The following is a 23033-nucleotide window of genomic DNA, read 5'->3' on the forward strand; positions in this document are numbered from 1 at the left end:
GCGACCTGCCCTCCTCCGAGGGGGAGGGAGAGGCTCTTCTCCCTACGCCGCGCACTCCGCCGGCTTTTCCTCGTCCGGACCAAACAGGCCGCAGGCGCGGTCGATTTCGCCCTGGATCAGGGCGCAGCTGTTGGCGGCGTTGCAGGGCGGATGGGTCGCAGGACTGACGGCGATACAGCGGCTGACGAGCGATGCCGCCTCTCGGGCGCCCAATGTGTCCGAACAGGCCCCTGATTCGTCCTCACCCGAGGCATAATCGGTCGCCGGAGAGTCCGCTTCCGACATCGCCTCTTCTTGGGGCGGTGCATCGGCGGGCATCTCGGCCGTCGACTGCAGCGGCGTGACGGCCGCATCCGGCCCCGTGTCGGCGGCGGAGGGTTCGGCCGAGGGCTGGCAGGCGGCCAGACCAAGGACGGCGATCAGGGCGAAGGACGCGGTCAGGCGGGTCATGGGCCGTCTCCGGGCGGGAAAACGACGACGATGCGCCGCTTCCCGCCGTCTGCAAAGCCCCCACGCTCACCGCGCGATTGCGGCGTCCACGGCGGCGCGCTGCAGGGCGAACAGGTCGTTGCAGCCCCGTTCGGCCAGCTGGAACAGCCGGTCGAACTCGGGACGGGAGAAGCCGCGCTTCTCGCCCGTGGCCTGGATCTCGACGATGGTGCCCGAGCCGGTCAGGACGAAATTGCCGTCGGCCTCGGCGTTGGAATCCTCTTCGTAGTCGAGGTCCAGCACCGGCGTATCGGCGAAGATCCCGCAGGAGACGGCCGCGACCTGATCCAGGATCGGATCGGTCTTCATGACCCCCTCGGCCCGCAGGTAGTTCAGGGCCGTGGCCATGGCGACCCAGGCCCCGGTGATCGAGGCGGTGCGGGTGCCACCGTCGGCCTGGATGACGTCGCAGTCGATCAGCACCTGACGCTCGCCCAGCGCCTTCAGGTCGACCACGGCGCGAAGGCTCCGGCCGATCAATCGTTGAATTTCCTGCGTCCGGCCCGACTGTTTGCCGGCGGCGGCCTCGCGGCGGCCGCGGGTGTGGGTGGCGCGGGGCAGCATGCCGTATTCGGCCGTGACCCAGCCCGCCCCCTTTCCGCGCATCCAGCCGGGCACGCTTTCCTCGACCGAGGCGGTCACCAGCACCTTCGTGTGGCCGAACGAGACGAGACAGGAGCCCTCGGCATAACGGTTGACGCCGGTTTCCAGCGTCACGGAGCGGAGCTGTTCGGGGGTGCGGTCGGAGGGGCGCATGACGGGTATCCTTGGCGGCAGAGAATGCGTTGGCGTATCGGGCCGGGCTGCTTATCCTGAAAGGGTGAGCCTGTATGCCCCCCACCCGTCACCCTTCGCCAACCAGACCGGCCCCGCGGCCGGGCTGACGGCGCTGGACGCCCGCGCGCGCGACATCTTCCGCCGGGTGGTGGAGACCTATCTGGAGACGGGCGAGCCGGTCGGGTCGCGAACAGTGTCGCGCGGGGGCGTGCAGCTGTCGCCCGCCTCGATCCGCAACACGATGCAGGACCTGACCCTGGCGGGGCTGCTGGCCGCGCCCCACACCTCCGCCGGACGTATCCCGACCCATGCGGGCCTGCGGCTGTTCGTCGACGGCCTGCTGGAGATCGGCGACATTGGCACCGAGGAACGGCGCGAGATCGACGGGCGGCTGGCCGGGCGCGGCAAGGGGTTCGAGGAGGCGCTGGACGAGGCGACGTCCCTGCTGTCCGGGCTGGCCGGGGGGGCGGGCATCGTGGCGACCCCGATCCGCGACGCGGGCGTCAAACATGTGGAGTTCGTGGCGCTGGGCCCCGATCAGGCGCTGGCGGTGCTGGTCGGAGACGACGGCTCGGTCGAGAACCGGATCATGACCCTGGCGGCCGGGGTGACGCCCTCGACCCTGCAGGAGGCGTCCAACTTCCTGAACGCGCGGCTGAAGGGCCGGCCGCTGGCCGAGGCGCGCAGCGAGATGGGGGCCGAACTGGCCGCCGCGCGGCAGGAGCTGAACGCGGCCGCCGCCCGGCTGGTGGAGGACGGCCTGGCCGCCTGGTCGGGCGGACCGGATCGGGAACGGTCCCTGATCGTGCGGGGCCGCGCCAACCTGTTGCAGGATGCGGGCGCGGCCGAAGATCTGGAGCGGGTGCGGATCCTGTTCGACGACCTGGAGCAGAAGGAACAGCTGATCGGCCTGCTGGACGGGGTCAATGCGGCCCAGGGCGTGCGCATCTTTATCGGGGCGGAGACGCGGTTGTTTTCGCTTTCGGGTTCCGCTGTGGTCGCAGCACCCTATATGACGGGCCGCCAGCGGGTTCTGGGCGCCATCGGCGTGATCGGACCCGCTCGACTGAACTATGCCCGCATCATTCCGTTGGTGGACTACACCGCCCGGGTGCTGGGCCGCATACTGGACGGACAAGACACGTGACCGATACGACCAACCCGAACGATCTCGAAGCCCAGCTGGACGAGGCCCTGGCCAATGCCGAGGCCGGGCTGGACGGCAATCCGGACGACCTGGGGCCGGACAGCCTGGCCCCTCTGGACGCGATGATCGCCGACCGCGACCTGTGGAAGGACCGCGCGATGCGGGCGGCGGCCGAGGCCGACAACGTCAAGCGCCGCACCGAGACCCAGATGAACGACGCGCGGGCCTTTGCCATCCAGCGCTTCGCCAGGGACCTGCTGGGCGTGGCCGACAATCTGGAGCGCGCCCTGATGGCCGCGCCCAAGGACGCCGACAGCGCCGCGGCCGGCCTGATCAACGGACTGGAGCTGACACAGAAGTCGCTGCTGCAGGCCTTCGAGACCAATGGCCTGAAGCGGCTGGCCCCCGGTCTGGGCGATCCGTTCGATCCGCATCTGCATCAGGCCATGATGGAACAGCCCTCGACCGAAGCGCCCGGAGGGACGGTGATCCAGACGATGCAGGCCGGCTACGAATTGTTCGGCCGGACGGTTCGCCCGGCGATGGTCGTGGTGGCGGCCAGGGGATCCGGTCCGCAAGGGACCAACCCCTATGCCACAGCGCCCAACGGCAGCGGCAACGGCGGGACCTTCGACGGCCAGGCCTGAGGCTATTTGAGCTTCGCCTCGAACAGGGCCGTCAGCCGCGCCCAGCCGTCGGCGGCGTCGGCGGCATTGTAGCTGGGGCGATAGTCGGCATGGAAGCCGTGCTGGGCGTCGTCATAAACCTTGATGCCGCTCTCGCTCGCACCGGCCGTGGCCAGGGCCGTCTGCATGGCCTGGACCGTGTCCAGGGGGATGCCCTGATCCAGCCCGCCGTAGTTGCCGATCACCACGCCCTTCAGATCGGCCGCCAGATCGACGGGATAGGGACGGCCGCTCTCGACCTGGGCCGGGGTCGCGGTCGGCGAAGGCGCAAGGCGGCCATACCAGGCCACGCCCGCGTCGATGGCGGCAAAGCGCGCCGCGGCCTGCCAGACGACCTTGCCGCCCCAGCAGAAGCCGGTGATGCCGACCTTGTCGTCATTGGCCCACAGCTGGCCCGAGGCCCAGTTCAGGGTCGCGTCGATGTCGCCCATGACCTGTTCGTATCCGGCGGCCCCGACGATGGCCTGAATCCGCTGCATATCGGCCAGGGGGGCGGGATCCTCGACGCGCACGAAGAAGGCGGGAGCGATGGCGGCATAGCCCTGTCTGGCCAGGCGGCGGCAGACGTCCTGGATATAGGCGTGCAGGCCGAAGATCTCGGACACCACGATGACCAGCGGCCAGGGTCCGTCCCCTTCCGGGCGCGCGACATAGGCCGGCAGGTCGAATCCGTCGGGGGCCGGACAGGTGACCATGCCGACCTCCAGCCCTGCGGCATCGGTCACGATCGGTCGGGCGGACTGGGCGAGCGCCGCCGGGCAGTAGCCGGTGAAGACCGCGGCCCCCAGGGTCAGGGCGCCCAGACCGCGGCGGGACAGTTTCAGGTCTTCGGCGGTCAGGCCTTCGGGGCGGGTCAGGATGGTCATCGCAACTCCTTGCTCGGTTGCCATGACCTTGGGCGACGGATCGCGCCGGGTCGAGTCACGCCCGCGTGCGGCGTCAGGTCGCGCGCCTGAGGGTCAGATTGATGCGTCCGCCGCCGGGTATCAGGGCCGATGACCCGGCCAGCAGACGGTCGATGCCGTGCCGGGCCAGTCGGGCGGGCCCGGTCAGGGCGCAGACGTCGCCCGAACCCAGCCGGATCGACCGCGTCGGGCCGCCGTCCGCCGGGCCGATGCGAAACACGGCGGTGTCCCCCAGCGAGACCGATACGACCGGCGCGGTCAGGTCGACCTCGTCCCGGTCCTGATGCAGGCCCATCCGGGCCGTGTCCCGATACAGATTGACCAGACAGGCGTCCGGCGGATCGCTCCCGCCGGTCAGGCCATCCCACAGGGCCACAAGCGTGGCCGGGATCGGCGGCCAGGGCGCGCCCGTCTCCGGGTGGGTGGTCTGGTAGCGATAGCCCGCGCGGTCCGACACCCAGCCGACCCGGCCCATATTGGTCATCCGGACCGAGAACGGCTTTCCGCCCGGCGTGACCGGCCGATAGAAGGGCGCGATGCTGATTGCGGCCTGGATCTCGGCCAGCAGGTCCGTCCGGGCCGCCGGGTCGAGCGCGCCGGGCCGGTAGAGAAAGCCGGGCAGGTCGGGGAACGGCTCCATCGGGGCCGCGCGGGGATCAGTCCAGCGCCCGCGCCTCTTCCGGCAGCATGATCGGCACGCCGTCACGGATCGGAAAGGCCAGTTTGGCGCCCCTGGAAATCAGCTCGCTGGCCGCGCGGTCATAGTCCAGCTTTCCGCGCGTGACAGGGCAAACCAGCACCTCAAGCAGGCGGGGATCCACTGAAGAGGGGGTGTTGAAAGTGTCGCTCATGAAGGCAGTAGGCCGCAGGCATCAGGCAGTAGCAAGGGGGCTCGACGTCACATCGGACCCGGTTTGGCCAAAAGTCCTACTGCCTACTGCTTACTGCCTATTGCCTGTTCGGTCACTGCATTGCCGTCGGGCCGTCGCCATCCCCCATCTCGGCCGCGTCAATCCGCATCAGGGCGGTCAGGACGGCGACGCGGTCATCCAGGGTCAGGGCCTCGAGCAGCGCCTGCTTCTCCGGACCGTCGAATGGCAGGGCCATGGACAGGCTGTTGATCAAGGCTTCCTGGGGGGCCGCCTCGGCCGTTTCCCAGTCGATTTCCAGCTGGCGGCGCTCGAGATAGGCGCGGAGCGCGCCCAGGAAGGTTTCCCGCTCGAACGTCTCGCCCCCGGTCGGTGCCGTCAGGTCGCTCTCGAACGGGGCGAAGGTGGCGCGCACCTGGCGATAGGGGGTCTGGGTCGGCAGTTCGGAGGCGACGCGGAACCGGGCCACGCCGGTCAGGGTGACCAGATAGCGCCCGTCAGAGGTCTCGGCGAAGCTGGTGATCCGCCCGGCGCAGCCCACGGCCGAGAGGCTGGGCAGGGGGCGCGGTCCGCCGACCGGCTGGATCATGCCCACGACCCGATCGCCCGCCATGGCGTCGTCGATCATGTTCAGATAGCGCGGCTCGAAGATATTCAGCGGCAACTGCCCGCGCGGCAGCAGGATGGACCCCGGCAGGGGGAACACCGGAATGACCTGGGGCAGGTCGACGGCCTTCACATAGCCCTGGGCCATCGGTCGTCTCCGCCTTATGCGAACAGGATGGAGGACAGGCGGCGACGCCCGTCCCTGGCGATGTCGGACGACAGGCCGGCGGCCTCGAACACGACCAGCAACTGCTTTCTGGCCGCGTGGTCGTTCCACTCCAAATCGGCCTGGACGATGTCCAGCAGGTTGGTGACCGCCCCCTTCAGATCGCCTGACGCAGCCTGGGCCAGCGAGAGGTCATAGCGGGCCTGATGATCGGCCGGGTTGGCGCGCAGGGCGGCCTCCAGCGCGGCCGTCTCGCCGGTCGGGGCGGCCGAGGCCAGGGCCAGCTGGGCCCGCAGGCTGATGACGGCGACGTTCTTCGACCCGGCCGACGCCATGGCCACGGTCTGGCGGGCCTGGTCGGCATCGCCGCCGGCCAGATAGACGCGCGCCATCCCGGCGATGGCGTCCTCGTTCTCCGGCTCCAGGGTCAGGACATGGGCGAACGCCTGGGCGGCACCGCCGAAGTCGTCCAGGCCCAGGGATTCCTCGCCGAGCGCCAGCAGCTGCTGAACGTCGGAGTTGACGCCCTCCCCGCCCGACAGTTTCTCGATGAAGGCCTTGATCTGGCTCTCGGGCACCGCACCCTGAAAACCGTCGACCGGCTGACCGTCGACGAAGGCATAGACGGTCGGGATCGACTGGACCCGCAGCTGACCGGCGTAGGCCGGGTTTCTGTCGACGTCGATCTTGACCAGCTTGACCGCGCCGCCCGCGGCCCGGACCTGTTTCTCCAGCGCAGGCGTCAGGGTCCGGCACGGTCCGCACCAGGTGGCCCAGAAGTCGACGATGACCGGCTGGATCCTCGACTGGGCGATGACGTCCGTCATGAATCCCGCGTCTGACCCGTCCTTGATCAGGTCGTCAGCGCCGGCGGTCGGAGTGGGGTCGACAAGGCTCATCGGTGGTCTCTGCTACAGGCTTTGATCATGCGGAACGTCTCAGATGGTCGCGGGGGGCTCCGGACTCAAGCGTTGAAGTCGATCACCAGGGGCTCGCGGTCGATCGCGGCCAGAAACTGACGGAAAGCCGCCTGGGTCAGCGCCGTTGTGGCCGTGTTGGTCAGGGGATGAAAGTTGACGATGTCGGCCTGCCACAAACGGCGGTCCAGCACGAAGGTCACGCGCCGGTCGACATCGTTGATCAGTCCCAGCGCCGTCACCGAGCCGGGCCGGACGCCCAGGGTCTCGAACATCAGGGCCTCGTTGCCGAACGACAGGCGGTCCGAGCCGATGATCCGGGGCGCGGCCTTCAGGTCGATGACCGTGTCCTGACGGGCCGAGATCAGCCACAGTCGGCCCTTCCTGTCCTTCAGGAACAGGTTCTTGGTGTGCGCGCCCGGCAGGGAGGCCTTGAGTTCGAGACCCTCTTCCACCCGGAATACGGCGTCGTGGTCGGTGGTCGCCCCCGTGATCGCACGCTCGCCCATCCATTGCAGAAGGCTGTCGCGGTCATGCAGCGGTTGAGGGGTCATGGCGGGCCGGGCTAGGATCAAGTCTGTTCGATACCGGAGGATGCCTCGCCTTGGAACTGGAATGCTATCCCATGTCGGCCCGGCCGCCGGACATGGTGCCGGGTCGCCAGTCGCGGAACTGGATGGACGCCTTCGTCAGCCGGCATCCGTATCGCTGCCTGCCGCTGACCATGGCCAACACCACGGGGTGGGAAATCCTGTGTCCCTTCACCTTCACGGCCGAGTGGAACGGCGGGCCGTCGCAGTCCGACATCACCATCACGCCGGAGCGCCCACAGCCGGAGCTGGATCATTTCGTCACCTCGCACTTCTCGCGCGGCGTCCTGACCATGCATCCCCAGTATCTGTTCCGCACGCCGCCCGGCTGGGGGATGATCTGCTCGGGATCGCCCAACCATGTGAAGGACGGCATCCAGCCCCTGGTCGGTCTGATCGAGACGGACTGGCTGCCGTTTCCGTTCACGATGAACTGGATCTTCACCCGGCCGGGTCGGGTCCGGTTCGAGCGGGGCGAGCCGTTCTGCTTCATCAATCTGGTCGAGCACCGGAAGATGGAGGCGGTGCAGCCCGTGATCCGGACGCTGGAATCCAATCCTGTGATGAAGGGTCAGTTCGAGGCCTGGAACCGGCAGCGCACGGACTTCAACACCCGCCTGGCGTCCGGCGACCCCGATGCGGCCAAGGAGGCCTGGCAGCGGTTCTACTTCAAGGGCGAGATTCCGGAGGCCCTGGGTTCGGCCCCCGAAACCCATGCCAACAAGCGCCGATTGAAGATGCCCCGGGTCGGCTGAATCCGACCCGGGACGTCCGTCGTCACGTCGGGCGGGTGATGCGGCTGCCGATGTTGGCGATCACTTCTCTGGCGTCAAAGGCATTGGCGTCGCCGGCGGGCTTGGCACCCCGACCCATGACGATCTCGGCGGTGGCCTCGTAGCGATCGACCTGGCGGACGTCGAAGTCGGCACGGCCCCAGAAGGGATCGCCCCACAGGCTCCAGCCTCGGCGCCCGTAATAGCGCCACGACGGCCCCCAGTAGCGATAGCGGTCGAAGAAGGGGTCGCCGACCGTCTGATAGCGTGTGTCACGATCAGTCGCCCGGTTGGTGGTCGAGAACCAGTCGAATCCGTTCTCGGTCGTCAGCTCGGCGGCCCGCAGCAGCAGTGACATCTCCACCTGTTCGCGGGAGGTGACCGAGTTGCCCGAGAAGCTGACGCGATAGCGATCGGTCTCCAGCCGCTGTTCGGCATAGCCACCGCGCTGCCCGTTGAAGCCGGCGGGGGCATAGGGCGTGGCCGTGGCGCAGGCCCCGAGCGTCAGGGCGGCTGCGGCGACCAGAAGAAGGGTCTTGGTCGGGGGTTTCATGGGGGGACTCCACTCGGAGGACAGGGGATCGGCCTTTGCACCTGAACGGGACATGAACGCCACAGTTCCCGGCATCATCAAATCATTCTAATCGCGACACAATCAGCACGGAAGCCAGCAGCAGCAGGACCCCGACGAGGACGCCGAACGCCCGCCGGAACCGGGGTTCGTTCATGCGTCTGGCCAGGGCCGCGCCACCCAGACCGTAGGCGCTCATCGTGATCAGGTCCATGCCGACGACGACGCAGGCGAAGACCGCCAGCTGGGGCGCGGCCGGCCGCTCCGCATCCATGAAGGGCGGCAGGACGGCCGAAAAGAACAGCACGATCTTGGGATTGGCCAGCTGCACCAGGAATCCATCGACAAAGGCCGGGCGTCGCGGGTGGGTGCGGCCTTTGGTGACAGCGGCCTCGGGCCGGGAGGCGAAGGCCCCTCGCAAGGACGATATACCCAGCCAGGCGACATAGAGAGCGCCGCCGATCGCGACGACCCGGAAAACCTGGGGCAAGGCGGCGACGAGCGCCCCCAGACCCAGGGCCGCCGCAGCGAACCACACGAGCGTCGCCGTATTCATGCCCAGAACGGCGATCAGGGCCGCCCGCCGACCGCGCTCGATCCCGGCGGCGACCGAGAACAGGTTGGCCGGGCCGGGCGTCACCGCCAGCACCATCATCACGCCCATGAAAACCCAGAACAGGTGCGGATCGACCGGTAACGTCATCAAGGTCGGGCGATCAGGCCGACAGACACACGACCTGCGCCACCCTCAGGTCGCGCCGCAGGTCGTCTGCGACGCGGCCATAGTTCTCGGTGGTGACGGGCTCGCTCGTCAGCGGCTCGTCCGGCCGCTGTTCGCCCCGGATCGCAGGGCCGAGGGTATCCGGCGCGGTGGTATAGACCCGGCCCCTTCGCGGAGCCTCGGCGATCGTCACGCCCACGACCCGCCCTCTGCGATCCATGACGGGCGCTCCCGACAGGCCTGCCAGCGTGCCGTCCAGACCCTCGGTGCGACCGACCTCGGCCCAGGCCAGCACGGGCTCGTCATGACGGCCCCGACCCTGCACGTGCAGCACTTCCCGGCCGAGAAGGCGCGAGGCGACCTCGCCGGGCGTGCCCTGCGGAAAGCCCGGATGGAAACCGCGCTGGCCGACGCGCAGGGGCGCCAGGGCGGTGACCGGCAGAGCCGGCGGTCCTCCGGCCGTGATCAAAAGGGCGATGTCGGCGCGCGGCGACAGGCGGACGTCGGCCGAAACAGCCCGGCCGCCGCCGACCACCAGCGCCGGGCGACGACACCCCTCGACCACATGCTTGGCCGTCAGCCAGCGCCCCTCGCCGGCGATCGAGAAGGCGGTGCCCGAAGCAGGCTGGAACGGGATGTCGGGCGCGATGACGGTGACGGCAGGATCGAACGGCGTAATAGGGCCCAGCAGGGCACCTTCGATCGGGTCGGGGGGTGGCGGCGCGGGGGGCGCGTCGGCGTTCTCGCGCTGGGCCAGGGAGGCAAAGACGAGCAGCGCGCCCACTCCGGCATAGAGTAGCAGATCGGCGGGACGGGGCAGATTCACCGAGGCTCAACCCGTCAGGGCGGCAGCGAGGATCAGGGCCGTGGCCAGCTTGGCCGAGACCAGCAGAACGGCCGCCGAGACTTCGCCCTCCTGGATGCGCTGCGGCAGGCCCGTCAGCAGAAGATCGACCACGCGGAAGGCCAGCAGCTGAAGGACCAGGGTGGCCACGCCCCACAGGGCGATGTCGACGACCGATGTCGAGACGGACATGGACACCGCCAGCGGAATCGCCAGTCCGATCAACACCCCGCCGAAGGCTACGCCCGCCGCCGCATTGCCCTCGCGGATCAGGGCGATCTCTTTCCAGGGCGTCAGCAGCCCATAGACGACCGCGCCCGCGCCCAGCAGGGCGAAGGTCACGACCATATGCAGGACGAGAACCGGAAATCCGCTTGCGAAGGCCTGGACTTCGGGGCTGGTCAGGGTCTCGGACAGGGACGACGGAGCCATGAGGCCTCAGGGTGTGCGGAACGGCGGAGTTGGAGGAACGAAAGCCAATCGTCTTGCCCGATTGTGGCCCCGATCGGCAAGGACGCGAGGGCCACACTGTGTGACCAAAGATTGCGGTCCGGTGACGCAAACCGGTATGAGGCAATCATGTCCGAACCCGCCCTGCCTGTCGTCCTCGTCGTGGCCGCCGCCCTGGTGGACATCGACGGCCGTGTGCTGATCGCCAGGCGGCCGGAAGGCAAGGCGCTGGCCGGCCTGTGGGAGTTTCCCGGTGGCAAGGTCGAGCCGGGCGAGCGACCCGAGGCGGCCCTGATCCGCGAGTTGAACGAGGAACTGGGCATCGACGTGCAGGAGGCCTGTCTGGCCCCGTTCGTCTTCGCCAGCCACGCTTATGATTCGTTTCACCTAATTATGCCATTGTATCTGTGTCGGCGCTGGTCCGGCCTGGTCGTCGCGCGCGAGCACGCCGCCCTGGCCTGGGTCCGGCCCAATGCCTTGTCTGATTATCCCATGCCCCCCGCCGATGCCCCGCTCGTGGCCTGGTTGAGGGATCTGCTCTAGGCCTCGTGTGACAAAGAAGGTGTGTGTCCATGTCCCTGATCCGCCGCTTTCTGGGCGATGAACGAGGCACCACGTCGATTGAGTACGCTGTGATCGTCGGCCTGATCTTCCTGGTCATCGTGGCCGCTGCCAATACCCTGTCCAGCAACGTCGTCGAGATGTTCAACCGGCTCAGCACCGCCATTGCGGGCGCCATAGGCTGAAGAGGCAGGCGGGTCCAGCCTGCCGAGGGTCTGGCGCGACCTCTGGAAACGTGGCGGCTTTCGCGTCGGCCCGGTATGGGTCGTCCCGTTTCGCCATCCGGAAACCCCTCGATTGCGCCTGTCCATCCTGATCACCTGGCTGTTCGTCCTGCTTGCGGGTGCTTTTGCCTTGCCTGGAGGATCGACCGCCCAGACCGGACTAACGCGGGCGGTTCCTGCCGCCGCGCCGGGAGCCCAGCGTAACGCGCGGATCGAGGTCGAACTGGTGCCCATGAATGCCTGGGCCGCGCCGGGATCGACAGCGGTGGTGGCGCTGCGCCAGAAGATCCAGCCTGGCTGGCACACCTACTGGCGCAATCCCGGCGATTCCGGGGGGCCGACGACGCTGGACTGGAGCCTGGCTCCAGGCGTCCTCGCCGGCGACATCCTGTGGCCCCTGCCCCGTCGCCAGCGCCTGGGCGACATCGTCAACCTGGGCTATGAGGATCAGGTCTTTCTGCCGGTGCCGATCGATATTCCTGCCAGCGCCAGGCCGGGCTCGAAAATCCCGCTGACCGTGACCGCCCTGCTGTTCGTGTGCAGCGACGAAATGTGCGTGCCGGACAGCTTCACCCTGCGGCTGGACCTGCCGATCCGCGACGGCACACCGCCGCTGGTCGGGGCGGACGGCGCGGCGATCCAGCGCCAGGTCGAAAGCGCGCCCCGACCGGCCGGAATCACGGCGCACGCGACCCTGACCGACGGCCGGCTGGTGCTCGGCGCGAGCGGCGGTCCCCTGGCCGGGGCCGATATCGATCGCGCGACCTTCTATCCCTTCGAAGCAGGACTGATCGACCACGACGTCGCCCTGTCCGCGAGTGCCGGGGCGGACGGCCTCGGTCTGACGCTGGCCCCGACCGGCGACCTTGTTTCGACCGGTCTGTCGAAACCGCTGGCGGGTGTCCTGGCCACCGATGCGGGGGCCTGGGAGATCTCGGCGATCCCCGGCCCGGTGCTGCCGGGCACCACCGGCCGCTCGCTCGCGACCGCCGACGGGCCCGACGGGGCATTCCCGGGCGTGGCCGCCGCGATTCAGGCCATGGCCTTCGCCTTTATGGGCGGGTTGATCCTGAACCTGATGCCCTGTGTGTTTCCCGTCCTGGCCCTGAAGGCGGCGGCCCTGGCGCGATCGTCGAGAGACGCAAAGGAAGCCCGGGCAGACGGCCTGGCCTATCTGGCGGGAGTCCTGGTGACGTTTCTGCTGCTCGGGACCGCCCTGCTGCTGCTGCGCGGTCTGGGCCAGGAGATCGGCTGGGGCTTCCAGCTGCAGTCGCCGCCGGTCGTGGCCGTGCTGGCGCTGCTGATGCTGGTGGTGGGGCTGAACCTGGCGGGGCTGTTCCAGATCGGGCTGGGCCTTCAGGCGGCGGGCGGGTCGCGGCTGTCGCGGCTGAACGGCCCGATCGGCGCATTCTTGACGGGCATCCTGGCTGTTGTGGTGGCCGCCCCCTGCACGGCACCCTTCATGGCCGTGGCCCTGGGAGCAGCGCTGATCCTGCCAGCGCCGATCGCCCTGCTGGTCTTCCTGTGCCTCGGCCTGGGGCTGGCCCTGCCCTATCTGGCGATCAGCCTGTCGCCAGGTCTGCTCGTCCGGCTGCCGCGTCCCGGCCCCTGGATGGAGCGGCTGCAACAGGGGCTGGCCCTGCCCATGTTCGCCGCCGCCCTTTGGCTGGGCTGGGTGTTCCAGCGGCAGCAGGGATCGACAGCGGCGGCGTGGCTGATGGTCGGAGCGGTCATCCTGAGTGTATCGGTGTGGGCGTTCGGGCTTCGGCAGCGGGCGCTCGCGACCGGGTCCGTCTTGCGGCCCCTGACCCTGACGTCGGCGCTCGCCCTGATCGTCGCGATCGGGATCACGGGCCTTGCCGTCAGTCTGCCCCCTGCGGCCAGTCCTCCATCAGCCCGGGGCAGCGGCCCGGCCAGCCAGCCCTGGTCGCCACAGGCCGTGGCGGATGCGCGGGCGCGGGGACGTCCGGTCCTCGTCGATTTCACCGCGGACTGGTGCGTCAGCTGCAAGATCAACGAACGCACCGCCCTGCATTCATCCAGGGTGGCAGAGGCTTTGTCGCGGACGGGCACGGTCTATCTGGTCGCCGACTGGACCCGGCGCGATCCGGTGATCGCGCGCGAACTTGCCCGCCACGGACGTTCGGGCGTGCCTCTGTATCTGGTCTATGCGCCAGGCGAGGCCCGGCCGCGCATCCTGCCCCAGCTGCTGACCGAGGGCGTGGTGATCGAGGCCCTGGAGGCCGCTAGTTCGTCGGTACGCCCGACCGGGCGTCCGGCTGCGGCGGGGCGGTGATGACCTCGACATTGTCGTTCAGCAGATAGGACAGCTCCGACAGGGCGACGGCCCTGGCCTCGGGGCTCGCGGCGGTCTCCACCGCATGGATCCTGACCGGGATGTCCTCGGAAATGCCGCGCAATATGCATTTCAGATCCCCGTCGGTGCCGCGTTCCTTCAGGATCAGATGCGCCTGCATGTCCATGGCCGACAGGGCGGTGGCGTGGGCCTTGAAGGCCTCGAAGTCGCCGCCGGCCGCGCCCGTCGGGCCCCAGGCATCGACCACGGCCTTCAGGGCGCTGGCCCGGGTCACGATATCGATGAACATGGGCTCGCCCGCGACCGAGACGGGCGCGCCGGCGTCCGCCGGCGGCTGGGCCGCCGCGAGCGCGACATTGGGGTCCGACAGCAACAGCGAGACGGCGATGGCGATGCCACACGACATGGTCCGGTCCTTTTCGCGACTCAGCGATTGAACCGGTCTACGCCCGACCCGTAAACGAGACCTTGATCAACGAAAGGCTGTCTCATGTCCGATCCTTCTGTCTGGGCCGCGTTCGATGCCGCCGCGACGCGTGATGCCGGGGCCCGGATTGTCGACCAGTTTGCATCCGACCTGGATCGACTGACACGGATGAGCGTGGAGGCGGCCGGGCTTTACCTCGATCTGTCCAAGCAGAGCTGGACCCGCGAGGGATTCGCGGCCTGTCTGGACCTGGCCCGCGCGGCCGGGGTCGAGCGGGAGCGCGCGCGGTTGTTCGCGGGCGAGGCGGTCAACAACACCGAAGGTCGGGCGGTGCTGCATCCGGCCTTGCGGGCGGATGACGACGCCGACTTCCGGGCGCTGGGCGAGCCCGTCTCGGATGAGGTCCGCAGCGTACGCCAGGCCATGGCCGACTATGCGACGGCCGTGCGGTCAGGAATCGAGACCGGCGCGACGGGTCAGGCGTTCAGGGCCATCGTCCACATCGGCATCGGCGGGTCGGATCTGGGGCCGCGCGTGGTCTGGGATGCCCTGAAGCCGCTGGAGCCGTCGATCGATCTGCGTTTCGTCGCCAATATCGATCCGCGCGACATGGCCGAGGCCCTGACCGGGCTGGATCCCGAGACCACCCTGGTCATCGTCGTGTCCAAGACCTTCACGACGCAGGAAACGCTCGCCAATGCCGAAGCGGCCAGGGTCTGGCTGGCGGCCAGCCTGCCCGTGGCCGGGCGCGACCGCCATTTCATCGGGGTAACCGCCGCGCCCGAGCGCGCCGAGGCCTTCGGCTGCGGTCGGACCTTCGCCTTCCGGGACTGGGTAGGGGGCCGCTATTCGCTGTGGTCTGCCGTCAGCCTCAGTTGCGTGATCGCGCTGGGTCCCGATGTCTTCGACAGCCTGCTGGCCGGCGCGCGGGCCATGGACGCGCATTTCGTCACCGCGCCGCTGGAGCGGAACGCACCGGTGCTGCTGGCCCTGGCCCAGGTCTGGAATGTCGATGGCCTGCATCGCCCGGCCCGCACGATCGCCCCCTATGCCCATGGTCTGCGCCGCCTGCCGGCCTTCCTGCAGCAGCTGGAGATGGAATCGAACGGCAAACGCGTTCGCCGCGACGGCTCGCCCGTCACCCGGCCGACCTGCCCCGTGGTGTTCGGCGAACCGGGCACCAACGGCCAGCACGCCTTCTTCCAGCAGATCCATCAGGGACCGCAGGTGGTTCCCGCCGAGTTCGTGATCGCGGCGGAGACCCTGCCGGACACGGTCGGCGCGCCGCTGTGGGCCAACGCCCTGGCCCAGGGCCAGGCCCTGATGCTGGGCAAGACGATCGAGGCGGCGCGCGCCGAACTGATCGCGGCAGGCGCGTCGCAGGCCGAGGCCGACCGGCTGGCCGGCCACAAGACCTTCCCCGGCAATCGTCCCTCGACCGCGATCGTCATGGACCGGCTGGTGCCCGAAACCCTCGGTGCGCTGCTCGCCCTGTATGAGCACAAGACGTTTGTCGAGGGTGTGATCTGGGACATCAACAGCTTCGACCAATGGGGGGTTGAGCTCGGCAAGGTCCTGGCCAGGGCCGTGTTGCGCGATGTCGAGGCCGGTGAGCCATCTGCAGACCTCGATCCCTCGACGTCCGCCCTTCTGACCCGGCTGCTGGCCTGAAAAACGGGCTTCCGCGAGGAAGCCCGTCTCGTCCGTCCTGCGCGGCGGCGACTACCAGCGGCGGTCGTAGCGATAGTCGCGGCGGTCATCACGGCGGTCGTAGCGCCGATCCCGGCGGTCGTCCCGGCGATCGTAGCGATAGTCCCGACGGTCGTTGTAACCATAGCCATAGCCATAGCGGCTGTTGATGCCGTGCTCGCGCTCCCAGTGGCCCTGGTTCCGCCAGCAACGGCCGTCGCGATAGAAGCCGCAATCATCGTCGTTATCAGAGGCCGCAGCCGCCAGAAGGCCCCCGGCGATGGCTCCGATCACAATGCCTGCCACGACATCGCCGCCGGTGTCGCGGCGCTGGTCATGGTGGTTCTGGCCACCGTAGTAGCGGCTCTGGGCCTCGGCCGGCGCGGCGGCCGCCAGCGTCAGAGCCAGAACCGGCGCGGCGGCGAACGCGAATTTGATGATCTTCATGTCCCTGTCTCCCCAAACGTGACGGCCGGGTACGACGCCCCTTCCCATGGTCAAGGTGTAGAACGCTCAATCTGAACGGACAGGCGGGGGCTCGTTCATCTGGCGTTCATCGTCTGGCGGTCTTGACGCTGCCTGTCCGCCATCCTACTTGCGACCTGCGTTAGCACTCGCAGGTCACGGCTGCCAAAAGCCGGTCTGCGAGGGCGACATCAAACTCTAGAGCTATACGGAGAACTCACAGATGGCGTTTCGTCCTCTCGGCGATCGCGTGCTGGTCAAGCGCGTGGAAGAAGAATCGAAGACCAAGGGCGGGATCATCATCCCCGACACCGCCAAGGAAAAGCCCCAGGAAGGCGAAGTCGTCGCCGTGGGCCCCGGCGTCCGTGACGAACGCGGCACCATCAACGCCCTGGAACTGAAGGCAGGCGACCGCATCCTGTTCGGCAAATGGTCGGGCACCGAGGTCAAGCTGGAAGGCGAAGACCTCATCATCATGAAGGAATCCGACGTCCTGGGCGTGCTGTAAGCACCCTCGACCTCGACCTTTCTTTCTCTGAAACCCACGATTTAGGAGCCGCCACATGGCTGCGAAACAAGTACAGTTCTCCACCGACGCGCGCGAGAAGATGCTGCGCGGCGTCAACGTCCTGGCCAATGCGGTCAAGGTGACGCTGGGTCCCAAGGGCCGCAACGTCGTGATCCAGAAGTCCTTCGGCGCCCCGCGCTCGACCAAGGACGGCGTCTCGGTCGCCAAGGAAATCGAGCTGGAAGACGCCTTCGAGAACATGGGCGCCCAGATGATCCGCGAAGTCGCGTCCAAGACCAACGACAAGGCGGGCGACGGCACCACCACCGCGACCGTCCTGGCCCAGTCCATCGTGCAGGAAGGCCTCAAGTCCGTCGCCGCCGGCATGAACCCGATGGATCTGAAGCGCGGCATCGACAAGGCCGTCGCCGCCGTCATCGCCGAGATCAAGGCCACCTCCAAGAAGGTCAGCGCCAACTCCGAGATCGCCCAGGTCGGCACCATCTCGGCCAACGGCGACACCGAGGTCGGCGAGATGATCGCCAGGGCCATGGACAAGGTCGGCAATGAGGGCGTCATCACGGTCGAGGAAGCCAAGACCGCCGAGACCGAACTGGACGTCGTCGAGGGCATGCAGTTCGACCGCGGCTACCTGAGCCCCTATTTCATCACCAACGCCGACAAGATGGAGGTCCAGCTCGAGGAACCGCTCATCCTGCTGTTCGAAAAGAAGCTGTCGAGCCTTCAGGCCATGCTCCCGATCCTGGAAGCCGTGGTCCAGTCGGGTCGCCCGCTCCTGATCATCGCCGAGGACATCGAGGGCGAGGCCCTGGCCACCCTGGTGGTCAACAAGCTGCGGGGCGGCCTGCGCGTCGCCGCCGTCAAGGCCCCCGGCTTCGGTGACCGCCGCAAGGCCATGCTGGAGGACATCGCCGTCCTGACCGGCGGCCAGGTCATCTCCGAGGACCTGGGCATCAAGCTCGAGAACGTCACGATCGACATGCTCGGCAAGGCCAAGAAGGTCACCATCACCAAGGACGACACCACCATCGTGGACGGCGTCGGCGGCAAGGACGAGATCGAGGCCCGCATCGGCCAGATCAAGAAGCAGATCGAGGACACCTCGTCCGACTACGACAAGGAAAAGCTGCAGGAACGTCTGGCCAAGCTGGCCGGCGGCGTCGCGGTCATCCGCGTCGGCGGCTCGACCGAGGTCGAGGTGAAGGAAAAGAAGGACCGCGTCGACGACGCCCTGAACGCCACGCGGGCCGCGGTTGAAGAAGGCATCGTCCCCGGCGGCGGCATCGCCCTGCTGAAGGCGACCCGGGCGCTGGAAGGCCTGAAAGGCGACAACGCCGACCAGACCGCCGGCATCGCCATCATCCGTCGCGCGATCCAGGCCCCGATCCGCCAGATCGTCGAGAATGCGGGCGTCGAAGGCTCCATCGTGGTCGGCAAGGTGCTCGAGAACCCCTCGGCCACCTACGGCTTCAACGCCCAGACCGAAGAGTATGTCGACATGATCCAGGCCGGCGTCATCGACCCCGCCAAGGTCGTTCGCACCGCCCTGCAGGACGCGGCCTCGGTCGCCGGTATCCTGATCACCACCGAAGCGGCCGTGGCCGATGCACCGAAGAAGGGCTCCGCCGGCGGTGCCGGCGGCGGCATGGGCGGCGGCGGCATGGGCGGCATGGGCGACATGGACTTCTAGTCCACGCCTGCATCGCGCTGACGAAGAAGAGGGCGGGTCCGGAAACGGGCCCGCTCTTTTCTGTCCTTACACCACGGCTGGACGACGCCGACCCGGGCCGGTCAACAACGCTTCAGGCGGGGCTTGTCGCGGTGATCCCTGCTTCGTCAACGACTGGCCCGAGGTCGGATACAATGTTGCGGAAGGCAGGCGACGCGATCGAGCCGCCGTCTCGCTCCCGGGAACGAATGTCCGTGATCAGGTCGCCACCACCGATCTGGTCGCCGCCCGGACGGTGAAACCGCAGTGTTTGCATGGGTGGGGGAAGAAATGGCGCGCCCGGAACGATTCGAACGTCCGACCCTCAGATTCGTAGTCTGATGCTCTATCCAGCTGAGCTACGGGCGCGCACAGGCCTTTCGGCGAGGGCGGGTATCTAGCGGGTCGATCCCCGGGGCGCAACCCGGATTTCGGGCAAAGTGAGCGGGGCCGCTGCAAGCAGGGCTTGGCGGGCGCGGCGGCCGGGCCTAGGTCGATGGCGTGCGCCTCCCCGCGTGTCCGTGCCAGAGGGTTTCCATGCTGACGTCGTCGATCCGCGCCCTGGTCGCTTTCGCCATGATGGCGAGTCTGACGGCGTGTCAGACTCTGAACGACGCGGTCAGCCGGTCGGCGGACGGCGGGGCCCCCGCGATCGTCGGTCAGACGCGCTCTGCGCCCGCGCACGGTCTGTTCGTCGCGGCGGCCAATCCACTGGCGGTGGAGGCCGGCCTGGCGATCCTGCGGCGCGGCGGATCGGCGGTCGATGCGGCGGTGGCGATCCAGGCGGTGCTGGGACTGGTCGAGCCGCAGTCGTCCGGTCTGGGCGGCGGGTCGTTCATGATGGTCTTCAACGCCGGGACGGGCGAGGTCACGACCTATGACGGACGCGAGACCGCACCGTCGGCGGCGACGCCCGAGCTGTTCTACGAGAACGGAACCCCTCTGTCCTTCATGGACGCGGTGCTGAGCGGCCGGTCGACGGGCGTTCCGGGCGCGGTCGCCATGCTGGGGCAGGCGCAGAAGGATCACGGCATTCTGGCCTGGTCGGACCTGTTCGGCGATGCGGAGCGGCTGGCGCGGGACGGGTTCGTGGTCAGTCCGCGACTGGCCGGCATGATCGCCCTGACCGGCGGACAGGCGCGGACCGAATGGGCCAACGCCTATTTCACCCGGCCCGACGGGACACGCTATGTGGCGGGCGACACGCTGAGGAACCCGGCCTATGCCGAAACGATCGCGGCCCTGGCGCGGGAGGGGGCCGGGGCGCTTTATTCCGGTCCGCTGGCGCAGGCGATCGTGGATACGGTGCACGAAGGACCGCGGCCCGGAGCCCTGAGCACCGCGGACCTGGCCGCCTATCGACCCGTCGCGCGCGAGGCCCTGTGCCGACCGTTCCGGATCTATGTCGTGTGCATCCCGCCACCGCCGTCCAGCGGCGTCAGCCTGTTGCAGCTGCTGGCCATGGCCGAGACGCCGGTGGCCGCGCGGGCCCTGGCACAGGGTGAGACGAGCCCGCAGGCCTGGACCATGTTCGCCCAGTTGCAGCGGCTGATGTACGCCGATCGCGACCGCTACGTCGGCGATCCAGCCTTCGTGGGCGTCCCGGTGGCGGGGCTGCTGGACCCCGACTATGTCGCCGACCGCGCGGCCCTGGCCCCCGGCCTGACCGGGTCGGCGAGCGCCGGGACGCCGCCGGGAGGCATTTTCCGGGCCCCGGATGCGACGCAGGAGCCGGCCGGCACCTCGCATTTCGTCGTGGTGGATGCGAGGGGCAATGCCGTGTCGATGACGACCACCGTAGAGAGCATCTTCGGCTCGGGCCGGATGGCCAACGGCTATTTCCTGAACAACCAGCTGACGGACTTCTCGTTCACGCCGACGACGCGCGAAGGCCAGCCGGTCGCCAATGCGGTGGCTGCGGGCAAGCGGCCGCGCTCGTCGATGTCTCCGGTCATCATTCTGGACCAGCAGGGACGGCTGGTCGGGGCCATGGGATCACCAGGAGGGTCGTCGATCCTGGCCTATGTGGCCAAGGGGCTTATCGGAACCCTGGTGTGGGGACTGCCGGTCCAGGCCGCGTTCGACCTGCCCAATCTGGTGGCGAAGGGTCCGGGTTTCGGGGCCGATACGTCACGGTTCGGCCCGACGCTGCAGGCGGGGCTGGCGGCCAACGGCATCGTCCTGGCCCCGAACACGTCCGAGAACTCGGGCCTGCACGGCGGCATCTGGCGCGGCGATCACTGGGATGGCGGGGCCGACGACCGCCGCGAGGGCGTGGCGCGGACGGATTAGGTCTGGCCCGGCAGCCTCAGCTCGAACGTCGTGCCGGTGGGGCCGGTTTCGACGAGGCGAAGCTCGCCGCCATGGGCTGCGGCCAGTTCGCGCGAGATGGTCAGGCCCAGCCCGGTGCCGTCGCCGCCCGCGCCGCTGACGAAGGGCTCGAACAGGCGTCCGGACAGGCGCAGGGGGATGCCGGGACCATCATCGGTCACCCGGATGATACAGCCCTCGTCCCCGGCCCGCGCCTCGACCCGCACCGCGCCCCGGGCCGCGCCCCTGCGACGGGCGACGCGCGTGGCGTCCCCCTCGATGGACTGACGGGCGTTGCGCATCAGATTGACGAGGATGCGGTGCAGCTGGTCGCCGTCGGCGTGGACGGTGAAGCGGGGCGGGATGACCTTGACCAGTTTGACGCCGGTCGATTCCAGTCCGGCATCCTCGGCGGCCGCCGTGACGGCGGGGGCCAGGGCGATGCGGTCCAGGATGGGCGGGGGATCCTCGGACTTGCCGTAGTCCAGGACATTGCGGGTCAGGGCGGCGGCGCGGCCGAGCGCCCGCTCGAGTCGCGGCAGGGCCTTGGCGACCTGGGGGTCGGCGGAATCCGCCAGCCTGTCAGACGCGATCTGGGCCGAGGTCAGCATGTTGCGCAGATCGTGGTTGATCTTGGCCACCGCCTCGCCCAGGGCCACGAGGCGCGAACGGGAGCGCAGCGACAGGCGGACCTCTTCCTGCATCCGGGCCAGTTCGCGCTCGACCCTGCCGATCTCGTCGTGACGGTCCGAAGGGGGCTCGCCCATGGCGTTGGGGTCGGCGGCAAAGCTCTCGATCGAGCGCGTAACCCGTCGAAGCGGCCGCAGGACCAGATAGGCCAGACCAGCATACAGCAGCCCTCCGGCCACGGCCGAGATCAGCAGCGAGACCAGAAGGCTGTTCAGCAGGAAGGCCTGCAGTTCCTGCTTCAGAGGCTCGGCCGGGGCGACCACGTCGATGAAGTCGCCGGAGCGATAGCGGGGCGCGGCCCGGACCCGGATGGAGCGGTCGGCGGGGCCGAACAGGGTGCGGATGGGGTCCAGCAGACGCGCACCGCTGGTCTTGCGCCTCAGGTCGATGAAGTCAGGCGTCCGCGGAAGATTGGGCGCACGCAGCAGCTGGCGCATCACCCCCTGGTCACTGATGGCCACGGCCGACACACCGCCGATGCGGAGCAGCTGATCGGCCGTCTGTTCGTCCACCGCGCTGTAAGGCAGGGCCTCGACGCCGACAGAGGCCAGTTCCGCAGCCTGCAACCGGTCCAGAAGCCACCGCTCGTGGAAGGAGGCGGCGTTGGGGCCGAGGATGAGCGCCCCCACCACCAGGGTGAACATGACGGTCAGCAGGAACAGGCGCGAGGACAGGCCGTCGGGGGCCTGGGGGGGCACGCGTTCGCGCCAGTCTGCAGGCAGGCCGAGACGGTCGCGCAGGCGATCCACGAGGCCGGGCGTCTGGACCTTCGGCGGCCTCACGGTGTGGCGGCTCCCGGCAGATGACGCTGGACCGCCTTCAGGACCAGAGGCAGCACGACCGCGAGAACGAACACGCCCGCCATCGGGGCCCAGAACTGGCCAAACAGGGCCTGAACGTCGGGATCGGGGTCGGTGGCCAGCAGCGTGCTCAATCGCGAGCCGATCCAGCAATAGATGATGTGGGCGGGCAGCAGGCCGATCACCGTCGCGATCGTATAGGGTGCCAGCCGCACCGACATGATCCCGGCAGCGACATTGATCATGTGGAAGGGCACGACGACGGCCAGACGAGACGCCAGGACATACCAGAAGGTGTCCCGGTCGATGGCGGCGCAGACCCTCTTCAACATCCCCCGGTCGTGCTCGGCCTTCCTGCGCAGGTCGGTGCCGAGGGCCGAGCGGGCGACGGCATAGACGATCAGGGCACCGACCGTGGCGGCGATGGCGGTGGAGATCCCGCCGACCCACGGGCCGAACAGATAGCCCGCCGTGATGGTGACGAAGAAGACGCCCGGAACCACGCTGGCCGTCAGGATCGCGAACACCGCCATCAGGGCCACAAGGGCGAGGATATAGTGCTCCGTGGCATAGGCCCGCAGTTCCTGGCCATGGTCACGCAGGGTGTCCAGCGACAGGTAGCGGTTCCAGCCCATGGCGAAGATCAGGGCGATGACGCCGCCCAGGACCACCAGGGGCAGATATTTCTTGATGCGATCCATCATGCCTCAATGCTCCAGCGGCACCCGGGACCCCTTCCCGGCGTTGACAGCCGAAGCCTGCCCCCTTATACGCCCGCCCTTCCTGCGAAGGACGCCTTTGT

The 23033-nt window shown here is 68.6% G+C and carries 26 protein-coding genes and 1 tRNA gene; 10 read left to right on the top strand and 17 right to left on the bottom strand.

Annotated elements, in window-relative coordinates:
• Positions 1–42 precede the first annotated feature (42 nt).
• Both HZ989_RS01325 and rph read right to left on the bottom strand, forming a co-directional pair.
• Positions 43–450, bottom strand: a complete 408-nt coding sequence (locus HZ989_RS01325) for a hypothetical protein (protein WP_209321857.1) — start codon at positions 448–450, stop codon at positions 43–45.
• Between the two features lie 66 nt (positions 451–516).
• A complete protein-coding gene (gene rph / locus HZ989_RS01330; protein ID WP_209321858.1) occupies positions 517–1245 on the bottom strand; it encodes a ribonuclease PH in 729 nt (242 codons plus the stop codon).
• 70 nt (positions 1246–1315) lie between these two features.
• Here rph and hrcA point away from each other — a divergent pair, with 70 nt between their 5' ends.
• Positions 1316–2413, top strand: a complete 1098-nt coding sequence (hrcA, locus tag HZ989_RS01335; RefSeq protein WP_371812993.1) for a heat-inducible transcriptional repressor HrcA — start codon at positions 1316–1318, stop codon at positions 2411–2413.
• 122 nt (positions 2414–2535) lie between these two features.
• On the top strand, positions 2536–3060 hold the full coding sequence (gene grpE / locus HZ989_RS01340) for a nucleotide exchange factor GrpE (protein ID WP_245162497.1): 525 nt from the start codon (positions 2536–2538) through the stop codon (positions 3058–3060).
• Between the two features lie 2 nt (positions 3061–3062).
• Here grpE and HZ989_RS01345 read toward each other — a convergent pair whose 3' ends face one another.
• The 6 genes from HZ989_RS01345 to HZ989_RS01370 all read right to left on the bottom strand — a co-directional run bounded on the left by HZ989_RS01345 (position 3063) and on the right by HZ989_RS01370 (position 7116).
• Positions 3063–3965 carry a dienelactone hydrolase family protein gene (locus HZ989_RS01345; RefSeq protein WP_209321860.1) on the bottom strand — a complete coding sequence of 301 codons (903 nt, stop codon included), beginning with the start codon at positions 3963–3965 and terminating at the stop codon, positions 3063–3065.
• 73 nt (positions 3966–4038) lie between these two features.
• Positions 4039–4644, bottom strand: a complete 606-nt coding sequence (locus HZ989_RS01350; protein ID WP_209321861.1) for an alpha-ketoglutarate-dependent dioxygenase AlkB — start codon at positions 4642–4644, stop codon at positions 4039–4041.
• 16 nt (positions 4645–4660) lie between these two features.
• Positions 4661–4855 (bottom strand): Trm112 family protein, encoded by a 195-nt coding sequence (locus HZ989_RS01355; protein WP_209321862.1) that lies wholly within the window; start codon positions 4853–4855, stop codon positions 4661–4663.
• 112 nt (positions 4856–4967) lie between these two features.
• The gene (locus HZ989_RS01360; RefSeq protein WP_209321863.1) at positions 4968–5627 is read right to left on the bottom strand and encodes an LON peptidase substrate-binding domain-containing protein; all 660 of its coding nucleotides are present in this window, start codon (positions 5625–5627) and stop codon (positions 4968–4970) included.
• A gap of 14 nt (positions 5628–5641) precedes the next feature.
• Entirely contained in the window at positions 5642–6544 is a 903-nt protein-coding gene (locus HZ989_RS01365; protein WP_209321864.1) for a co-chaperone YbbN, read from the bottom strand.
• 65 nt (positions 6545–6609) lie between these two features.
• Positions 6610–7116 carry a prolyl-tRNA synthetase associated domain-containing protein gene (locus HZ989_RS01370; protein WP_209321865.1) on the bottom strand — a complete coding sequence of 169 codons (507 nt, stop codon included), beginning with the start codon at positions 7114–7116 and terminating at the stop codon, positions 6610–6612.
• Between the two features lie 50 nt (positions 7117–7166).
• Here HZ989_RS01370 and HZ989_RS01375 point away from each other — a divergent pair, with 50 nt between their 5' ends.
• Positions 7167–7907: a DUF6065 family protein gene (locus HZ989_RS01375; RefSeq protein WP_209321866.1), complete on the top strand. Its 741-nt coding sequence runs from the start codon at positions 7167–7169 to the stop codon at positions 7905–7907.
• Positions 7908–7929: 22 nt separating this feature from the next.
• Here HZ989_RS01375 and HZ989_RS01380 read toward each other — a convergent pair whose 3' ends face one another.
• The 4 genes from HZ989_RS01380 to HZ989_RS01395 all read right to left on the bottom strand — a co-directional run bounded on the left by HZ989_RS01380 (position 7930) and on the right by HZ989_RS01395 (position 10493).
• Positions 7930–8478, bottom strand: a complete 549-nt coding sequence (locus HZ989_RS01380) for a hypothetical protein (protein WP_209321867.1) — start codon at positions 8476–8478, stop codon at positions 7930–7932.
• Between the two features lie 82 nt (positions 8479–8560).
• Complete coding sequence (locus HZ989_RS01385) at positions 8561–9199, bottom strand: LysE family translocator (RefSeq protein WP_209321868.1); 639 nt, start codon at positions 9197–9199, stop codon at positions 8561–8563.
• Positions 9200–9212: 13 nt separating this feature from the next.
• The gene (locus tag HZ989_RS01390) at positions 9213–10043 is read right to left on the bottom strand and encodes a serine protease (RefSeq protein ID WP_209321869.1); all 831 of its coding nucleotides are present in this window, start codon (positions 10041–10043) and stop codon (positions 9213–9215) included.
• 6 nt (positions 10044–10049) lie between these two features.
• Entirely contained in the window at positions 10050–10493 is a 444-nt protein-coding gene (locus HZ989_RS01395) for a DUF350 domain-containing protein (protein WP_209321870.1), read from the bottom strand.
• A gap of 147 nt (positions 10494–10640) precedes the next feature.
• Between HZ989_RS01395 and HZ989_RS01400 the strand changes: the two genes are divergently transcribed.
• The 3 genes from HZ989_RS01400 (at position 10641) to HZ989_RS01410 (ending at position 13592) form a co-directional block, all read left to right on the top strand.
• A complete protein-coding gene (locus tag HZ989_RS01400) occupies positions 10641–11054 on the top strand; it encodes a (deoxy)nucleoside triphosphate pyrophosphohydrolase (protein ID WP_209321871.1) in 414 nt (137 codons plus the stop codon).
• Between the two features lie 29 nt (positions 11055–11083).
• Positions 11084–11257: a Flp family type IVb pilin gene (locus HZ989_RS01405; protein WP_209321872.1), complete on the top strand. Its 174-nt coding sequence runs from the start codon at positions 11084–11086 to the stop codon at positions 11255–11257.
• 112 nt (positions 11258–11369) lie between these two features.
• Positions 11370–13592: a protein-disulfide reductase DsbD gene (locus HZ989_RS01410; RefSeq protein WP_209321873.1), complete on the top strand. Its 2223-nt coding sequence runs from the start codon at positions 11370–11372 to the stop codon at positions 13590–13592.
• Here HZ989_RS01410 and HZ989_RS01415 read toward each other — a convergent pair.
• Positions 13543–14019: a hypothetical protein gene (locus tag HZ989_RS01415; RefSeq protein ID WP_209321874.1), complete on the bottom strand. Its 477-nt coding sequence runs from the start codon at positions 14017–14019 to the stop codon at positions 13543–13545. The genes HZ989_RS01410 and HZ989_RS01415 overlap by 50 nt on opposite strands.
• 84 nt (positions 14020–14103) lie before the next feature.
• Between HZ989_RS01415 and pgi the strand changes: the two genes are divergently transcribed.
• Positions 14104–15711 (top strand): glucose-6-phosphate isomerase, encoded by a 1608-nt coding sequence (gene pgi, locus HZ989_RS01420; protein WP_209321875.1) that lies wholly within the window; start codon positions 14104–14106, stop codon positions 15709–15711.
• A 51-nt stretch (positions 15712–15762) separates the two neighbouring features.
• Here the strand turns inward: pgi and HZ989_RS01425 are convergent, their stop codons facing one another.
• Entirely contained in the window at positions 15763–16176 is a 414-nt protein-coding gene (locus HZ989_RS01425) for a hypothetical protein (RefSeq protein ID WP_209321876.1), read from the bottom strand.
• Positions 16177–16417: 241 nt separating this feature from the next.
• On the opposite strand from HZ989_RS01425, the gene groES reads away from it, so the two are divergent.
• Positions 16418–16702, top strand: a complete 285-nt coding sequence (gene groES, locus HZ989_RS01430) for a co-chaperone GroES (protein WP_209321877.1) — start codon at positions 16418–16420, stop codon at positions 16700–16702.
• Between the two features lie 55 nt (positions 16703–16757).
• Complete coding sequence (gene groL, locus HZ989_RS01435; protein WP_209321878.1) at positions 16758–18413, top strand: chaperonin GroEL; 1656 nt, start codon at positions 16758–16760, stop codon at positions 18411–18413.
• 310 nt (positions 18414–18723) lie between these two features.
• Here groL and HZ989_RS01440 read toward each other — a convergent pair.
• Positions 18724–18800: transfer RNA gene (locus tag HZ989_RS01440), tRNA-Arg, on the bottom strand.
• A 168-nt stretch (positions 18801–18968) separates the two neighbouring features.
• On the opposite strand from HZ989_RS01440, the gene HZ989_RS01445 reads away from it, so the two are divergent.
• Entirely contained in the window at positions 18969–20723 is a 1755-nt protein-coding gene (locus tag HZ989_RS01445) for a gamma-glutamyltransferase family protein (protein WP_209321879.1), read from the top strand.
• Here HZ989_RS01445 and HZ989_RS01450 read toward each other — a convergent pair.
• Positions 20720–22213, bottom strand: coding sequence for an ATP-binding protein (locus tag HZ989_RS01450; RefSeq protein ID WP_209321880.1), 1494 nt, complete (start codon positions 22211–22213; stop codon positions 20720–20722). The genes HZ989_RS01445 and HZ989_RS01450 overlap by 4 nt on opposite strands.
• Positions 22210–22935, bottom strand: a complete 726-nt coding sequence (locus HZ989_RS01455) for a TVP38/TMEM64 family protein (protein ID WP_245162417.1) — start codon at positions 22933–22935, stop codon at positions 22210–22212. Before HZ989_RS01455 ends, HZ989_RS01450 begins: the two co-directional genes overlap by 4 nt.
• Positions 22936–23033: the final 98 nt, after the last annotated feature.

This window comes from Brevundimonas sp. AJA228-03 (assembly GCF_017795885.1).
In the GTDB taxonomy this organism is placed as follows: Bacteria; Pseudomonadota; Alphaproteobacteria; order Caulobacterales; family Caulobacteraceae; genus Brevundimonas.